Genomic DNA, 16,276 nt, shown 5'->3' on the forward strand with positions numbered 1-16,276 from the left:
GCCTTTACGGCGACGGAGCATTTGCATTGCTGCCGGAACTCAGTTCTTCACCGTATCCTCCAGGAAGAACCGGCCGAGCGGGTTCTGGTAGAAATTTTCGATATTCTTGCGCGAGACGTTGATGTAGGGGCTGTAATAAAGGTCGATCCAGTTGACGTCGTCCTTGGCCATCTTCTGCAGATCGACATACATCGCTTCGCGTTTCTTCGTGTCGAGCTCGAGACGGGCTTTCGCGACCAACTCCTTCACCGCCTCGTTCTTGTAATTGGTCAGATAGTTATTGTTGGAATCGTGGCCGAGGACGAAGGTGGTCTTCTGGTCAGGGTCGAGAATGTCGTTGGTCCAGTAGTTGACCGAGACATCGTAGTCGCCGGCAACCAGCATGTCCCATTGCTGGCTGGGATCGACCTTCTGCAGATTGGCGGTGATGCCGGCCTTCTGCAGCTGCTGCTGGACCAATACGGCCGTCTGCTCGTCGACTTCATCGCCGGCGCGGACCAGGTAATTCAGCGTCAGGTCGGAGGCCCCGGCTGCGGCCAGCATTTCCTTGGCCTTTGCCGGATCATAGGGCCGCTGCAGATTGTCGGCATAATAGTAGAGCGCGCCCTTCGGAATGTAGGAATTGGCGATCGTGCCCTGGCCGAAGGTGATCGTGTCGACGATCGCCTTCTTGTCGATCGCAAGATCCAGCGCCTGGCGGACTTCCTTCTTGCCGAGCGCGCCATGCGCGTGATTGATCAGCAGATGGTCCTCGCGGGTCGAGGCGTCGATGCCGACATTGAGGTTCGGATCCTTCTTCAGTTCCTCGACGCGCGAGAAGGGCACGAAGATCGCGGCATCCAGTTCGCCGGCCTGGACATTGAGCATACGGGTATTGTCGTCGGGTACGGAAATCCACTCGACGCCATCGAGCTTGACCCGGTCGGCCTGCCAGAAATTCGGGTTCTTCTTCAGGATAACGCGGTCACCGCGCCGCCATTCATCGATCACGAAGGCGCCGGATGCGATCGGCTTTTCCGCATAGACATCGGCACCCAGCGACTCCATGCCTTTCTTCGAGATGACCGACGCGTTCGGCAGAGCCAGCGTCGACAAGAACGGCGCGGAGGGGTTCTTCAGCTTGATCGTCAGCGTGTGCGGATCGGTCGCCACCGCCGTATCGATCACCTTGTAGGAATCGCTCCAGAGCGAGGCGGCATCGTCGCGGATGCGCAACAGGCTGTAGGCGGCATCCTCCGCCGTCAGCGGCGAACCGTCCGAGAATTTCGCGTCACGGATCTTGAGCGTATAAGTCAGCCCGTCATCCGAGGCGGCCCAGCTTTCGGCAAGGCCCGGCTCCAGCTTGGTGCCCGTCTTGTCGACGCGGATCAGCACGTCGTAGACGTTGGAGAACACCCAGTTGTCGATGTTCTGGGCAGTCTTGATCGGATCGAACGTCGTCGAATCCTCGCGGCGGCCGATGGTGAGCACCCCGGCGGCCTCGGCATAACTTGCGCTGAGCGTCAGGCCGGCGAGCAAGGCCGCGAGCCCGATTGATTTCCATCTGTTTATCATGAATTCGTTCCCTTCGTTGTTATGGCATGCGTTTGACGGGTTGGCTCGGTATCGATTGCCGATCGTCCTTGCCGCCGGCGTCTTGCAGCAGCGGCTTGTCAGGATCGATGTCGGGAATGGCGGCGATCAGCGACGCCGTATAGGCATGTCTCGGCCGCGCGAAGACCTCTTCAGAGCGGCCTTGCTCGACGATCTCGCCGCGATACATCACGACGACGCGTTCGCAGAGACTGCGGACGATCGCCAGATCATGGGCGATGAAGATCAGCGTGAGGTTCATCTTCGCCGTCAGTTCGCGGAAGAGCTCGATGATCTGAGCCTGGATGGTGACGTCGAGGGCGGCGACGCATTCGTCGGCGATGATCAGCTTCGGGTCGACGGCGAGCGCCCGGGCGATGCCGGCCCGCTGGCATTGACCGCCGCTCATGCTGCGCGGCTTGCGGCCGGCGAATTCGCGTTCGAGGCCGACGAGATCGAGCAGCTCGTCGATCCGCGCCGGAATATCGGCCTTTGCGACCTTGCCCTGCACCTTCAGCACCTCGGCCAGCATCTGCCCGATCGTCAGCCGCGGATTGAGCGCATTGTAGGGGTCCTGGAACACCATCGCCGTCTCGCGCCTGAGTTTTGCCAGGCCGGCGCTTTTCTGCAGGGCGAGATCGACGCCGTCGAACGTAACGTGACCTGAGGAAAGACGCGTCAGGCCGAGCACGGCGCGGGCAAGCGTGCTCTTGCCGCTGCCGGATTCGCCGACAATGCCGACCGTTTCGCCCGGCATGATCTGCAGGCTGACGCCGGCAACGGCGCTGACCGTCCCGCCGCCACCTTTGAGCAGACTGCCGCCGGCCCTGAAGCGCACATGCAGGTCGTCGATTTCGAGCAATGGCTTCGCCGGCTGGCCCGCCTCGGCATGTTCGAGCGGCGGTGCGGCTATCTCGCCCGGCAGAGAAGGGTGGCTGTTGATCAGGTTGATCGTATAGGGATGCTGCGGCCGCGCCAGGATTGCCCGCTTCGGCCCCTCTTCGATGAGCTTGCCGCCGCGCAGCACCGCGATGCGGTCGCAGGTCTGGGCGACGATGCCGAGATCGTGGGTGATCAGAATGATCGACAGCCCGCGCCGGTCACGAATCTCCATCAGCAGCCGCAAGATCTGCGCCTGGATGGTCACGTCGAGCGCCGTTGTCGGCTCGTCGGCGATCAGGATCTTCGGATTGCAGGACAGCGCCACGCCGATCATTGCCCGCTGCCGCATGCCGCCGGAAAATTCGTGCGGATAGCTGTCATACTGGCGCTTCGGATCGGGGAAGCCGACCTGCGCCAGGATCTCCGTCGCAGCAGCGCGGGCCTCGCGGGCGCCGAGGCCCTGATGATAGCGGATGCCCTCGGCGATCTGGTTGCCGATCCGCATCACCGGATCGAGATGGCTGGTCGGGTTCTGGAAGATCATGCCGATCTCGCCGCCGCGCACCTCAAGCATCTCGCCGTCGCCGATCCGCATGAGGTCGCGCCCGTCGAGCAGCACGCTCCCGCTTTCGATCTTCAGCAGCGAGGAAGGCAGCAGGCGCACCAGCGAACGGCAGAACAGGCTCTTGCCTGAGCCGCTCTCGCCGACGAGACCGAGGATCTCGCCCTTGCCGAGATCGAGCGAGACCGCGTCGAGCAGCGTGCGGGTGCCGGAATCGAGATGCGCCCTGACGGTGAGATCACGGACGGAGAGCACGGAGCCGCTCATTCATGCACCCCCAGCAGTTCGCCGAGCGCATCGCCCAGCATGCTGAAGCCGAAGGCGAGGCAGACGATGGAGAGGCCGGGAAACAGCGTGATCCACCAGGCGGTGGTGATGAAGCTCTGCCCTTCCGCGACCATGACGCCCCATTCGGCGATCGGCGGCTGGACGCCGAGGCCGAGATAGCTGACGGCAGCACCGCTCAGCAGCACCAGCGTCGCATCGGACATCGAAAAGACGATCGAACCGGCGATCGCGTTCGGCAGCAGGTGGCGGAACATGATGCGCGAGCGGCTGAAGCCGAGGCTGACGGCGGCAACGGCATAGTCGCTGCTTTTCAGCACCAGCATCTGCGCCCGGATCAGCCGCGCATAGGAGACCCAGCCGACCAGCGCCATGGCGATGTAGAAGCTGCCGAGGCCGGGGCCGAGGATAGCGATGATCGACAGCATCAGCACGAGGAAGGGGAAGGCGAGAATGATATCGACGAGGCGCATAAACAGCGCATCGACGATGCCGCCGAAGAAGCCAGCGATCGTGCCCACAGCCGTGCCGATCAGGAAGGGAAAGATGACGCCGATCAGCGCCATCTGCAGGTCGAGGCGCGCGCCCCAGATGACGCGGGAGAGAATATCGCGGCCGAAATTGTCGGTGCCGAACGGATGCAGCAAGGAAGGCGCCTGCAGGCGCACCTCGGCGTTCTGCATGATCGGGTCGTAGGGCGCGATAACAGGCGCGGCGATCGCCAGCAGGACGAAGAACAGCAGCAGGCCGACACCGACGGCAAACATCGGCCGCCGGCCGAAGTGCCGGCGCCAGGCGGGGGCAGGGGTGATCGCCTCGATGCTCATAGCGTCACCCTTGGATCGATGGTGACGGTGACGATGTCGGCGATGAAATTGATGAGTACGGTGGCGCAGGCAAAGACCATGGCGACGCCCTGGACCACCATATAGTCGCGCGAAAAGATCGCCCTGACGAGCAACTGCCCCATGCCGGGCAGCGCAAAGACGGTCTCGACCACGACGCTGCCGCCGATCAGCCAGCCGATGTTGACGGCAAGCAGATTGATCGTCGGCACCAGCGAATTCGGCAATACGTGCCGCCAGAAGACGATGCTTTCGGGCATGCCGCGCGCGCGCGCCGCAGTCGCGACGTCCGATTTCAGCGCTTCGATCATCGCCGCCCTCAGGCTGCGCGTCAGCACGGTCGAGAGCGACAGCGCCACCGTCAGGCTCGGCAGCACGAGATGCGCGAGCTTTTCGCCGAGTGTGGCGCCATAGCCGGAAACCGGCAGCACGCCGAGTTCGACGCTGAACAGGATGATCAGCATCAGCCCCAGCCAGAAGGGCGGGAAACCGATGCCGAGGGTCGAGACGATGCGCACCGCATGGTCCGGCGCCCGGCCGGCATTGCGCGCAGCGATCGCCGCCATCGGCACCGCGATCAGGACCGACAGCACGACGCTGGAGACGACGAGCGCCAGCGTCGGCTCGATGCGGGTGACGATCAGCTTCAGCACGTCGATCTTGTAGAGGATCGATTTGCCCATCTCGCCATTGGCGAGGTTCTTGAGGAAATAAACATATTGCAGCCACATCGGCTGATCGAGGCCGTACTGGGCACGGATGCTGGCAAGCGCTGCCGGCGTCGCGCGCGTGCCGAGGATGTTGCGCGCCGGATCGCCGGGGATCAGCCGGACCAGAATGAACGTGATGACGCTGATGCCGAAAATGACCGGCAGGAACTGCAGCGGCCGCGTCAGAACGAATTTATAGCGATGCATGACGGCGCTCGCCCCTCTGTCTTCGTCGGGTTTGAGCCGCTTTCATCTGCATCAGGCTGCCTTGTGCCGGGCGAGGAAATCGAGAAGCGCCGGATAATAGTCCTGCGGGTTCTCATAAAATGGCATGTGGCTGGCATTGGCAAATACCTTGAGCTCGGCATTCGGCAGCGCAAGCTTCATCCTCAGCGCGCAGGCCGGGGTCAACTCGTCATGCTCTCCCGTCGTGATCAGCACCGGCAGCGCCAGCCGCGGCAGATCGGGAATGCGGTTCCAGTCCTTGAGGTTGCCGATGTAGAGAAACTCGTTCGGCCCCTGCATGGTCGCGTAGGGCGCCATGTTCCAGTCGTCGAGCGAGCGGCGCACCGGCGCCGGCCATTCCGGCAAACGGCAGACATGGCGGTAGTTGAGGATGGTGACGGCGGCGAGATATTCCGGGTGATCGTAGGTGCCTTGCGCCTCGTGCTTCTGCATCATCGAAACGGTCTCGGGACCGAGCGCTGCGCGCAGCCGTTCCAGTTCCGAGATCAGATGCGGCATGTCGGCGACCGTATCTTCAAGGATCAGCGTCTTCAAATTCTCCGGATAGGTCAGCGCATATTCGATCGCCAGCCACCCGCCCCAGGAGTGCCCGAGCATGTGGACCGTGCCGAGCCCCAGCGCCTGGCGCACCGTCTCCGTCTCCTCGACGTAGCGCCCGATCGTCCAGAGCGAGAGATCGTCCGGCCGGTCGGAGGCGCCGGTACCGAGCTGGTCGAAAGCGACGACGCGGTAGCCCTTGTCGATCAGACAGGAATGCGCCTCGCGCAGGTAATCGCAGGGCAGGCCCGGTCCGCCGTTCAGGCAGAAAACCGTCTCGCTGCCGGCTCCGAAGCTGTAGGCAACGACGCGATAGCCATCGACATCGATCTCGAATCGCTCGTCAGGCTGTATTTCACGCCACATTGATCGCTCCGGCAGAAGGTTTCACTTGCTCAATATTTGGGCGTGGTTAATTTTTTACCGCAAATCGCGTTCCGTGCCAGCTATAAGAAGTGATAGGGTCGGGCGCCACGTCGAAACCGGAGCTGCTCATGCTTGACGATATCGGAACGATCAGACGGCAGTTCACCGCGCATGAAACGCTGGACGGCCGGATCGACCAGGCCTTCGAGGCCATGCAGCGGATCGGCTTCGAGGCGCTGATCTACGACTATACGCCGGTGCCCTACGACCTCGACGGCGCGATCATGATACCGTCGCTGCTGAAGCTCAGAAATATCTCGGACGACATGCACGACTACTGGTTCGATCGCGGCTATTTCCGTATTGATCCGGTGCAGCAGGTGGCGCTGCGCACCTCGGCGCCCTTCTTCTGGAACTACGATACGAATGCCGACACGCCGATCAACCGTTTCATGAACGACGATACCGCACCGGTGACCCGCTATTTGAGCGAACGCGATATGTCGACCGGCGTCACCGTGCCCGTCCACATGCCACGCGGCGACTACGCGACCGTCACCGGTATCCGCTTCGGCCGGAGCGACGATTTCGAACGGCACGCGCTGCGTTATATCGCCGACTTCAACCTGCTGGCCCATGTCTTCCACGAGACCGCCTATCCGCTTTTCGACATCCGGGCAAAGAGCGTCGGCACGATCCGGCTGACGGAGCGGGAACGCGAATGCCTGCGCCACTCGGCGGAAGGCTATTCCGCCAAGGAAATTTCCCGCATCATCGGCCGTTCGGTGCCGACCGTCGTGATGCATCTCAATGCAGCGGCAAAGAAACTCGGCGCCCGCAACCGAACCCAGGCCGTGGTGCGCGCCACCCATTACCGCCTGCTCGAGGACCGGCCGACACAGACCTGGCCACCCTATAACTTGTGATAGCTGCCGTCACCGCTACCGCCGCGTTATGGTCTTCAATAGACGCAAGATGGAGACGCCAGTGACCGAAGTCGCGACGAATGAAGCCTATTTGACTTTTCGCGACTATCGCACTTGGTATCGCATCACCGGCTCGCTGGAGAGCGGCAAGCTGCCGCTCGTCGTCGCCCATGGCGGGCCTGGCTGCACGCATGACTATGTCGATTCCTTCAAGGATATCGCCGCCCTCGACGGCCGCCCGGTCATCCATTACGACCAGCTCGGCAACGGCAATTCCACCCGCCTTCCCGACAAAGGGCCGGATTTCTGGACGGTCGGCCTGTTTCTCGAAGAGTTGGATGCACTGCTTGCCCATCTCGGCATCCAGCATCGTTATGCTTTTCTCGGCCAGTCCTGGGGCGGCATGCTCGGCGCCGAACATGCGGTGCGCCGGCCGCAGGGCCTGAAGGCACTCGTCATCGCCAACTCGCCGGCCAACATGCACACCTGGGTTTCGGAGGCGAACCGGCTGAGGCGGGAACTGCCGAACGAGGTGCAGGATAGGCTGCTGCAGCACGAACAGGCGGGAAGCCTCACCGATCCGGATTATATCGCCGCCTCGCGCGTCTTTTATGACCGCCATGTCTGCCGGGTGGTACCGTGGCCGCCTGAAGTGGCCCGGACCTTCGCGATCATGGACGAGGACAATACCGTCTACCGCAACATGAATGGCCCGACCGAATTTCACGTCATCGGCACGATGAAGGACTGGACGATCGAGAACAGGCTCGACCGCATCGAAGCCCCGACGCTGCTGATCTCGGGAAAATACGACGAGGCGACGCCCCTGGTGGTAAGGCCTTATCTGGAACGTGTTCCCGGCTGCGAATGGGTGCTGTTCGAAAATTCCAGCCACATGCCGCATGTCGAGGAAAAGCAGCTTTGCCTGGCGACCGTTTCCACTTTCCTGTCACGGCACGATTGAGAACACGCGGCCAACCCATGACGATCATCGATCGCTAATGCATGTCGCCCGGAAGTGTGCAGCGGTTCCGGGACAACGATATGCATCAAAACAAAGGGTTAAAGCGCGTCGCATGAATCAGATTTGACGCGACGCGCTTTAGCCGGCGGCCGCCTATCGACGAACCAGCCATTTCTTGGCGACGCGGCAAGCCATCGTATAAGCCGGGTCGAAGACATTGCCGACGTCGTAACGCACGACCTGGCCGAGCAGATGGCTGGCCGCCGTCCTGTCCAGGCCGTAGTCCGAGGCCAGCCAGGTCAACATTTCGCTGGTCGCATGCTGGAGCGCCTGATCGAGGGGACGGGCATTGCCGATGGTGAAGATATCCTCGGCGGTTTCGCCGCGCGGCCAGACCAGTCCGGCCTTCTTTTCCACCGTCAGCCGCACCGTGACTTCGAAGGTGGTCTCGATGCCGGTGCCGACGATCTCGCCATCTCCCTGCACGGCATGGCAGTCGCCGAGAAAGAACAAGGCGCCGGGAGCCGATACCGGAAAGCGGACCGTGGTGCCGGGACCGAACAGCCGATAGTCCATGTTGCCGCCATATTCGCCACTGGTCGCGGTCGAGATCGCCTGGCCGAGGCTGGGCGCCACACCAAAACAGCCGATCATCGGGGCGAGCGGCAGAACGAAATTCTCGAGACCAGCGACCGGCTCGGAAAGCCGGACGGTCGAGGCCTCACGGTCGATGGCCCAGATCGCCCTATCGCGCGGCGGCAGATCACGCACCGTCTCGGGATCGACGACGTTGGCGGCGACGATGCTGCGGGTAAATCCCGTGTCTCTGGTCGGGATCATGCTGATGATCTCGACCTTCAGCGCATCTCCAGGCTCGGCGCCTTCCACGAAGATCGGGCCGTTCATCGGATTGCCGCCGGATGCCTGCTTGATGCCGTCCTTGTCATGTCCGGCGGCGTCGAGCGTCTCGGTCACGACGGTGTCGCCGTCGGCGATGCACAGGGCCGGCGGAAGGGAGCCGATGACATTGTGAAAGCTCGTCGGAATGAAGCGGTGAGTGGTCATGAGAATACAGCTCTCGCTCGTTTCGAATGCCATGAGGCCTGCGGCTGAACTGCCGGGCGGAGAGTCGTGACTAGATCAGAGATTATCCGCGAAGCCAATATCCGCCGCCACTCCAGATATTAACTCGACGTCGATGCCGTCGTTGGAAACAATTCAAACAATTGATTTTTATCAAGAAGAGCGGAAGCCAGCAGCCCTTGCATCCGGCTCCGCCGGGACGCGAACCAGCTTGTCCGGACTGCGGACGAGATAAATTCCGGCGATTCGTCCTTCGAGATCAAGATCAGCGGAGGCTATCCATTTTTTGCGGCCAGTCATGGCAGCTGGTGGAGGGTCACATTCGGAACAACCTGCCGTGCGATCTCGCAGAGATGCCAGTGATGCGTGAGGTAGATGACCTGTCCGACCTTGGCCATGTCGCCGAGCAGGCGGAAAACCTCCTCGGAGCGAGGATTGTCGAAGCTTTCCATAATGTCGTCGGCGACGAAGGGCACGGGCGGGCGAAGGGCTGCGAATTCCTCATAGCCTGCCAGCCGAAGCGCGAGATAGAGCTGGAACTGCGTGCCCGTCGACATCGCGTCTGCCAGCTTCGAGCCGCCATCACGTGACACGCCGATCAGTATTTCCCTGTCGCGGTCGGGCTGGGTCGTCAGGCCGGAATAGTTGCCGCCGGTGATCAGGTGAAAGGCTTCCGATGCGCGGTTCATCATCGAGCTGCGATGTTTTTCGCGATAGATATGCAGCGCCTGCTCGGCTGCGAGGGTGCCGGCGCGCAGCGTCAGATGCCGCACGGCCAGTTCCTCGATCTCAAGGAAGACGGTTCGCCGCTTGGCCTCGATCCGGGCCACCGCGTCGTCCCCGCCGACGGCCTCGAGCTTCTGCCGCGCCAGCGACACGTCGGAATAGAGAAGCTTCGCCCGCTCGGTGAGATCCTCGATCCGGGCGCCAAGCTCCATTGCATCGCGCTCGACGGCATCGGCGTCGACATCGACAAGGCGGCGTTCGGCATCGGAAAAACTCGTCGCGCGCAATGCTTCGGTGATCTGGCCGCGCAGGGTGGCGGCCCGCTCCTCCAATCGGTCCCGCTCCCGGGCCTGGTTCAGGAATGCCTCGACCGAGGCAAGCGAGTCCGCGGCGAAATAGCCGGTCAGTTCGTTCTTGCAGGCATTGTGAACGGCCAGGTCTTCTTCCAGCGCCCGTCGTTTCTCCAATTGTTTTTCGAGATCCGCCTGCCGGTCTGCACGAAGCTGAGCCGCATGCCGGGCTGCCTCATGGCGTTCCGCCAGCGCGTTGGCGGAGGCAAGCGTATCGGATGCCGACCGGCTGAGGCCGCAATCTGCGAGAAGACCGGCAATATCTCCGCGGAATTGCTCCTGGTCGCGCTCCATGGCGGCAACGCGGCTTGCGAGGTCATCCCGTTCCTTCAGGATGGCAGGCAATGTGCCGAGCGCGTTCAGCATGGCGCGGACGGCGGCCATCGAGCCGGCCTTGTCGGCAAACCAGCTTCGCGACAACGCCTCCGCCCATTCCCGGTCCCAGGCCGCTATTGTGGCTTCCGCCTCCTGCTGGTCGCGCTCGCGCTCCCTGAGATCATGGCTGAGATCGCCGACGGCCTTCTCATGCGCCTGCCGCGCCGCCCGCTCGGCTTTGCCGGCGGCAAGCATATCATTCGCGGCCTGCATCAGGTCGGCGACCGGCAGACGGTCGGCGTCACCAAGACCGGCATCCGCAAGGCTTGCCGCAAGCGTCGCGGCATGCTTGTCCAGGTCGAGGCGAAGCCCCTCCGCCGCGTCTTCGGCCCGCTGCAGATCGTCCCACGCGGCCAGCGCCGCGGCTCGTTTGCTGCTCCAGGCATCGAGCATGGCAATGCGCCCCGCAGCTTCGGCGTCATATTCGATTGCACCGGGCAGCAGACCACCGATGCGCTCGGCGAGCGCATCGTGTTCGGCACGCGCCTCGGCAAGCAGTTCCCTTTGCCGTTCGATCGCTGCTGCCGTTGCCGCTTCCGTCTGGCGGAACTGGCGCAGCTCGGCCAGCTCCTGCGCCCGCGACAGCCGGCCGGCGGACAGCATGTCGTCTTGGCGCATCCGCGCCTCGAATGTCCTGGCCGTTTCGGCATTCAGACTGGTGAGATGCGCCTGCCAGGCGGCATCGCGTTCAGCGCGCAGCCTTGCGGCCTCGGCATCGTCTATCGAACCCCCGGCGACGAAGGCCGCGATCCGGGCTTTTGTCAGCGCCTGTTCGGTACCGAGATCGCGCAGCCGCGCCTCGTGATCCCCGATCCGCTTGTCGATAGCGGTCGCCTGGCCACGCCAGGCCTCGATCTGACGGGGCTCCGCCGCGCTCGTCAATTGCAAGGCCGCGGCGTCGCCGGTCCAGGGTGCGAGTTGGGCGAACTGGTTCGCCTGCATTCGCTTCGCCTGGACAAGTGTCCGTTCTTCCATGGTGAGCCGCACTGCGAGATCGGACCCGGTCAGCCGGCTCAGGGCAGCCTCGATGCGGCCAAGGCGCGCGGGATCGAGCACTGCGGCTCCGTTTTGCGAGCTGTCTTCCTTGCTCAGCCTTTCGAGATTCTCTCGCGCCCGCACCAGTTCGCGGCCCGCGGCAGCCAGTTTGGCCTCGACGCCGGAACGCCGTTCGATGAGATCGCGGATCATGCCGATCAGCGAAGCGGGCAATAGCAGCGCCTCGGGCGTCGCATGGCCCGGCTGCTCAAGATCGGCCAGCAGCCGCACCAGCACGCCTTCCTGTTCGGCCAGCGCCAGCCGGCGTTTCGGCAGGTCGCTCTCAGCCGCGAGATAACGCGCCCGGCCCTGATCTAGCATGTCCATATGCGCGGCGACCGCCAGCGCCTTGTCGTCTATCGCGATCGCCTCGATCTCGTCGGTAAGCTGGCGCAGCGTGCGGTCGGCGGTTTCGACAAGCGCCTGCAGCCGCGTCTCGTCGCGGGAAAGCTGCGGCAGCAGCGCGAACCATTCGGACGGCGGCCGCGGCAGATCGTGCATGCCGGCCGCATCGGTATCCAGCCGCCGGAGTTCCAGTGCCGCGGGCAGGGCGCCGAGAAGGCGCGTCAGCTGCTGATGCCGGGTCTTGGCCCCGGCCAATTCCAGCGTGGTCGCGGCATAGGCGGCTTCGGCCTGCTCGTGGGTCGATTTCAAGGCCGAATAGCTGGAGGCAAGCGTGTCGATGGCGTTGCGCTCGGCCTTCAACACTTCGAGCGATCGTTTGAGTTCCGCGAGCTTGGTGCTCGACGACCGCTTCTTATAGATCACATTGGCTTCGTCGGCGGCCGTTACCAGCGAACGGCTGAGGCCTGCGAGGCCCGAGCTTGCCGAGAACAGCAATTCGCCGAGCTCGCCCTTGCTCTGGATGATGGCGTTGCCGCCTTCCTTGAGTGACTGATCGTCGAGCGAGAACATGGTGCGATAGGCCTCGCGGCCGATGCCGCCGAGCGCGCCGGCGAGCAGCGCCTCATTCACAGCCTGCCCCCGATCGTCGACGAGGCTGCCGGTCCGCAGCTTGAGCCGCGTCAGCTCATATTCCGCATCGTCGAATTCCAGCCGCGCGCCAACCTTCATCGTGTTGTAGGGATGCAGGAAATTGTAGGTGCTGCGCTCGCCTATGCCGTAGAGCAGATCGAGATAGGCGGCAAAGGTAGTCGACTTGCCCGCTTCGTTGAGGCCGTAGACGATGTGCAAATCGGGCGAACCCTGACGGGCCGCGCCGAAATCGATCGAGTGGTCGGTGAACTTGCCATAGCGGGTGAGGTCGAGGCGGCGCAGGCGCATCAGCTTTCTCCCCGGTCCGCGGCCTTCATCCGGGCGGCGATGTCCTCGGCGCCGTTGGCGAGAAGGCCATCGATGAAGCGTTCGAAGCCCGCCTCGTCATGCCCGGCGAATGCCCGGCTCTCGGCCGGCAGATCGGCGAGCAGGTCTCGCACCATCTCCCTGATATCGTCACGAAATCCGCTGCGGGCGATGACCTCGTCCCGCATCAGCGCAGCCAGCCCCACGACGGGATCGGCAGCGGAGGCGTCTGCAAGGGTCGAGGGCGCTTCGAAGGCAAGCTCCAACTTCTCGATCCAGGTCTGGCCGATCAGATCGCCGCGCTGCTCGGCTTCCGCCTGCATGACATCGACATCGCGGCGAAGCTGCCAGGAGAGCGGCGTGCGGCCGGAAAGCCGGAGGCGAGCGACGAGATGCGGCGAGACCGTGCGGTCGCGCTGTGCCGTCAGTGCCGCTTCGACCGCCATGGCCGCATCACGCCAATCATCGACACCCGTCAAGTCGACATCGACGCGCTCGAACTGCGCGATGCTGGTGCGTCGCTCCTCGACCGTCACGGTCCGGTCGTCCGCCACGGTCACCAGCGATACGGTCTTGACGCCCGACTCGTTGATGTCGCGGCCCTGCGGCATGCCCGGCATGATGACCGTCGCAGCACCCGAATGATGGCTGCGCTGGTGGAGATGGCCGAGCGCCCAATAGTCGAATCCCGAGGCGTGAAGGTCGAGCACGTTGCAGGGCGCATAGACGTCATGTCCGGCGGATCCGGCAAGGCTCGTATGCATGATGCCGATGTTGACCGCACCCGCCACCGGCGGCTTGAACTTCGGCAGCAGCGGGTCCGGCGCATGCGGCTTGGCGAAGCTCAGGCCGTGGATCGCAATCGACAGGCTGCCTTTCGTGGCCTCCACGATCTCGGCATGGCCGCCGAAGATCTTCACGGTATCGGGCATCACCAGTTCCCTGGCGATCTTCGACATCGCATCGTGATTGCCGCGGATCTTGAAGACGCAAATCCCCGCGCGGTGCAGCCGTTCCAGCTGGCTTGCCAGGAAGCGTGCCGTCTTCATCGACGTCTGCTCGCCGTCATAGAGATCGCCGGCGATGACCAGCGCATCGACCTGTTCCTCAAGGCACAGATCGACAATCGCCACCAGCGCCTGCCGGCTGGCGTCGCTCACGAGATCGGCCAGCTCGGCGTTGCGAAGCGCCAGCGACCGCAGGGGAGAATCGAGATGGAGATCGGCAGTGTGGACGAAACGATAAGCCATAAATGCAGAATCGTGTTGCGATAGGATGGTGTAACAGGTGCGGGTTGACCGATAATCGTGCGGTCGTTGTCACCTGGCCGTAAACATCAGAATATGGAGCACGCGTGCAAGGAGCGCGAGCGAAATAGGCCCGGCAAACCGGCCCATCCACAATCAATGTTGATCGACCAGCGCCGGTACCGCAGCCAATGACCCTACTGTCTCAGCCGATCGGCGACCAGCATAGGGAGGTCCGGCAGGCAAAAGCCCCCTGTTCCATAACAGAACTTATGCCATTTTGTTATGTTATATCATATCAGATCAAGCACATAGCACACTTATCGAGGATCGCGTTCTGACATCTCCCGCGGAAACGGAACTTGACGGTTTGATGCAGCTTGCAACTCATTGTATTTGTCCTGTCGACAAGAGGAGTTTTTATGCCCGACATCGACCCCGGTTCTCTTCCAGAACGCAAGCGCGGCTCCGGCGTGAAAATGGTCTACGACCTGCTGCGCGATGAGATACTCGACCTCAAGCTCGCCCCCGGCAGCCCGATCGACGAGGTGCAGTTGGCGGAGCGGTTCAAGATGTCGCGGACACCGATCCGCGAGGCGCTTGTCCGCCTAGCCGGTGACGGGCTGATAGAAACGCTGCCGAACCGCTCGACCATGGTGTCGAATATCGATTTTCTCAATCTCAGTACATTCTTCGACGCCCTCGTCCTGATGTATCGGGTAACGACGCGGCTGGCGGCGCAGAACCATCGCGCCGAGGACCTGCCCTCCATCCGTCGTTTCCACGAGGACTATTCGGCGGCGATCGAAGCGCGCGACACGTCGGCGATGATCGCGACCAACGCCGCCTTCCACGCCGCCATCGCCGAGGCCGGGCGCAACCCCTACTTCGCCGGGCTTTTTCGCCGGCTGCTCGATGAAGGCCGGCGCATTCTCCGCCTTTACTACCAGTCCTACGACGAACATTTCCCGCAGCAGTTCGTCGATGAACATGCCGAGATCATTGCCGCGATCGAGGCACGGGATCTCGAGGCTGCCGATCGTCTGGGCAAGGTTCACGCCGAGCAGATTGTCGCCCAGGTGCAGAAGCTTTTCAGCCGCACCGGCAAGCTCGACATCGCACTATAATAGGTTTTGTATTTTTCTTGTCGACAAATAGAACACAAGATGTTATCTCCATCCGCGAACAGGTCGGCGACCTTTGCCGATCCAGCCTCCCCCAGCGCTGAAGGAGATCGACATGAAGGCCACAATTTTTTCCGGCGTCATTCCCGCCCTGATGACGCCCTGCAAGGATGACCGTACGCCAGACTTCGACGCGCTGGTGGGCAAGGGCAAGGAATTGATCGAAAAGGGCATGTCCGCCGTCGTCTATTGCGGCTCGATGGGGGACTGGCCGCTGCTGACGGATGAGCAGCGCATGCAGGGGGTAGAGCGTCTGGTGAAGGCCGGTATCCCGGTCATCGTCGGCACCGGCGCCGTCAACACCGCCTCTGCCGTCGCGCACGCCGCGCACGCCCAGAAGGTCGGCGCCCAGGGCCTCATGGTGATCCCGCGCGTCCTGTCGCGCGGCACGGTCGTCGCCGCCCAGAAGAACCACTTCAAAGCTATCCTTTCGGCCGCCCCGAACCTGCCGGCCGTCATCTACAACAGCCCCTATTACGGTTTTGCCACTCGCGCCGACCTGTTCTTCGCGCTCCGCGAGGAGCACAAGAACCTCGTCGGCTTCAAGGAATTCGGCGGTGCGGCTGACATGCGCTATGCGGCCGAAAACATCACCAGCCGCGACGATGACGTCTCGCTGATGATCGGCGTCGACACCTGCGTCTTCCACGGCTTCGTCAACTGCGGCGCCGTCGGGGCGATCACCGGCATCGGCTGCGTGCTGCCGAAGGAAATCATCCACATGTGCAACCTCGCCCAGGCTGCGGCCGCCGGCGATCCGGATGCCCGCCAGCGCGCGCTGGAACTGGAATCGGCGCTCGCCGTGCTCTCTTCTTTCGATGAAGGCCCGGACCTGGTTCTCTACTTCAAGCACATGATGGTGCTGAAGGGTGATCGGGAATACACGCTGAACTTCAACGAGACGGACGTGCTCTCCGAAAGCCAGCGCGGCTATGTCGAAAGCCAGCTCAAGCTGTTTGACACCTGGTACGCCGAATGGAGCAAGCTGCCGGGTGCGGTGCAGACGCATAAAGCCTCTGCGTAATCCATCGGTTTAAGCTGACGGCCCTCCTCGCGGAGGGCCTACTCATTTGTAGATC

The 16,276-nt window shown here is 62.9% G+C and carries 12 protein-coding genes; 4 read left to right on the forward strand and 8 right to left on the reverse strand.

What is annotated here, in order from left to right; all coding sequences use genetic code 11:
* Positions 1–39: 39 nt before the first annotated feature.
* Genes BBJ66_RS05130 through BBJ66_RS05150 form a run of 5 tightly spaced genes read right to left on the reverse strand, consistent with a single transcriptional unit; the run spans position 40 to position 6,005 of the window.
* Entirely contained in the window at positions 40–1,554 is a 1,515-nt protein-coding gene (locus BBJ66_RS05130) for an ABC transporter substrate-binding protein (protein WP_071085410.1), read from the reverse strand.
* Positions 1,555–1,573: 19 nt separating this feature from the next.
* Positions 1,574–3,283, reverse strand: a complete 1,710-nt coding sequence (locus tag BBJ66_RS05135; RefSeq protein ID WP_071085412.1) for a dipeptide ABC transporter ATP-binding protein — start codon at positions 3,281–3,283, stop codon at positions 1,574–1,576.
* Positions 3,280–4,128, reverse strand: a complete 849-nt coding sequence (locus tag BBJ66_RS05140) for an ABC transporter permease (protein WP_071085414.1) — start codon at positions 4,126–4,128, stop codon at positions 3,280–3,282. The genes BBJ66_RS05135 and BBJ66_RS05140 overlap by 4 nt, the downstream gene beginning before the upstream one ends.
* Entirely contained in the window at positions 4,125–5,063 is a 939-nt protein-coding gene (locus BBJ66_RS05145) for an ABC transporter permease (protein WP_071085415.1), read from the reverse strand. Before BBJ66_RS05145 ends, BBJ66_RS05140 begins: the two co-directional genes overlap by 4 nt.
* A gap of 51 nt (positions 5,064–5,114) precedes the next feature.
* Positions 5,115–6,005 carry a proline iminopeptidase-family hydrolase gene (locus tag BBJ66_RS05150; protein ID WP_071085416.1) on the reverse strand — a complete coding sequence of 297 codons (891 nt, stop codon included), beginning with the start codon at positions 6,003–6,005 and terminating at the stop codon, positions 5,115–5,117.
* A 128-nt stretch (positions 6,006–6,133) separates the two neighbouring features.
* On the opposite strand from BBJ66_RS05150, the gene BBJ66_RS05155 reads away from it, so the two are divergent.
* A complete protein-coding gene (locus tag BBJ66_RS05155) occupies positions 6,134–6,931 on the forward strand; it encodes a helix-turn-helix transcriptional regulator (protein ID WP_071085417.1) in 798 nt (265 codons plus the stop codon).
* 61 nt (positions 6,932–6,992) lie between these two features.
* Positions 6,993–7,895 carry a proline iminopeptidase-family hydrolase gene (locus BBJ66_RS05160; protein ID WP_071085738.1) on the forward strand — a complete coding sequence of 301 codons (903 nt, stop codon included), beginning with the start codon at positions 6,993–6,995 and terminating at the stop codon, positions 7,893–7,895.
* A 153-nt stretch (positions 7,896–8,048) separates the two neighbouring features.
* Here the strand turns inward: BBJ66_RS05160 and BBJ66_RS05165 are convergent, their stop codons facing one another.
* From BBJ66_RS05165 to BBJ66_RS05175, 3 genes are all read right to left on the reverse strand, one after another.
* Complete coding sequence (locus tag BBJ66_RS05165; protein ID WP_049731373.1) at positions 8,049–8,960, reverse strand: acetamidase/formamidase family protein; 912 nt, start codon at positions 8,958–8,960, stop codon at positions 8,049–8,051.
* A 314-nt stretch (positions 8,961–9,274) separates the two neighbouring features.
* Positions 9,275–12,748: an AAA family ATPase gene (locus BBJ66_RS05170; RefSeq protein ID WP_071085419.1), complete on the reverse strand. Its 3,474-nt coding sequence runs from the start codon at positions 12,746–12,748 to the stop codon at positions 9,275–9,277.
* Positions 12,748–14,016 (reverse strand): metallophosphoesterase family protein, encoded by a 1,269-nt coding sequence (locus BBJ66_RS05175; protein WP_071085420.1) that lies wholly within the window; start codon positions 14,014–14,016, stop codon positions 12,748–12,750. Before BBJ66_RS05175 ends, BBJ66_RS05170 begins: the two co-directional genes overlap by 1 nt.
* 419 nt (positions 14,017–14,435) lie before the next feature.
* On the opposite strand from BBJ66_RS05175, the gene BBJ66_RS05180 reads away from it, so the two are divergent.
* Both BBJ66_RS05180 and BBJ66_RS05185 read left to right on the forward strand, forming a co-directional pair.
* Entirely contained in the window at positions 14,436–15,140 is a 705-nt protein-coding gene (locus BBJ66_RS05180) for a GntR family transcriptional regulator (protein ID WP_049736356.1), read from the forward strand.
* 112 nt (positions 15,141–15,252) lie between these two features.
* Positions 15,253–16,221: a dihydrodipicolinate synthase family protein gene (locus BBJ66_RS05185; RefSeq protein WP_049736355.1), complete on the forward strand. Its 969-nt coding sequence runs from the start codon at positions 15,253–15,255 to the stop codon at positions 16,219–16,221.
* The last annotated feature ends 55 nt before the right edge of the window (positions 16,222–16,276 follow it).

The sequence above is a fragment of the Rhizobium sp. RSm-3 genome (genome assembly GCF_001854685.1).
Classification (GTDB): domain Bacteria; phylum Pseudomonadota; class Alphaproteobacteria; order Rhizobiales; family Rhizobiaceae; genus Rhizobium; species Rhizobium ecuadorense.

Coding starts and splice junctions, on each gene's coding strand:
- BBJ66_RS05140 (WP_071085414.1), bottom strand. CDS start 4,128: ATGAGCATCGAGGCGATCACCCCTGCCCCCGCCTGGCGCCGGCACTTC.
- BBJ66_RS05165 (WP_049731373.1), bottom strand. CDS start 8,960: ATGACCACTCACCGCTTCATTCCGACGAGCTTTCACAATGTCATCGGC.
- BBJ66_RS05150 (WP_071085416.1), bottom strand. CDS start 6,005: ATGTGGCGTGAAATACAGCCTGACGAGCGATTCGAGATCGATGTCGAT.
- BBJ66_RS05180 (WP_049736356.1), top strand. CDS start 14,436: ATGCCCGACATCGACCCCGGTTCTCTTCCAGAACGCAAGCGCGGCTCC.
- BBJ66_RS05130 (WP_071085410.1), bottom strand. CDS start 1,554: ATGATAAACAGATGGAAATCAATCGGGCTCGCGGCCTTGCTCGCCGGC.
- BBJ66_RS05175 (WP_071085420.1), bottom strand. CDS start 14,016: ATGGCTTATCGTTTCGTCCACACTGCCGATCTCCATCTCGATTCTCCC.
- BBJ66_RS05170 (WP_071085419.1), bottom strand. CDS start 12,748: ATGCGCCTGCGCCGCCTCGACCTCACCCGCTATGGCAAGTTCACCGAC.
- BBJ66_RS05155 (WP_071085417.1), top strand. CDS start 6,134: ATGCTTGACGATATCGGAACGATCAGACGGCAGTTCACCGCGCATGAA.
- BBJ66_RS05145 (WP_071085415.1), bottom strand. CDS start 5,063: ATGCATCGCTATAAATTCGTTCTGACGCGGCCGCTGCAGTTCCTGCCG.
- BBJ66_RS05185 (WP_049736355.1), top strand. CDS start 15,253: ATGAAGGCCACAATTTTTTCCGGCGTCATTCCCGCCCTGATGACGCCC.
- BBJ66_RS05135 (WP_071085412.1), bottom strand. CDS start 3,283: ATGAGCGGCTCCGTGCTCTCCGTCCGTGATCTCACCGTCAGGGCGCAT.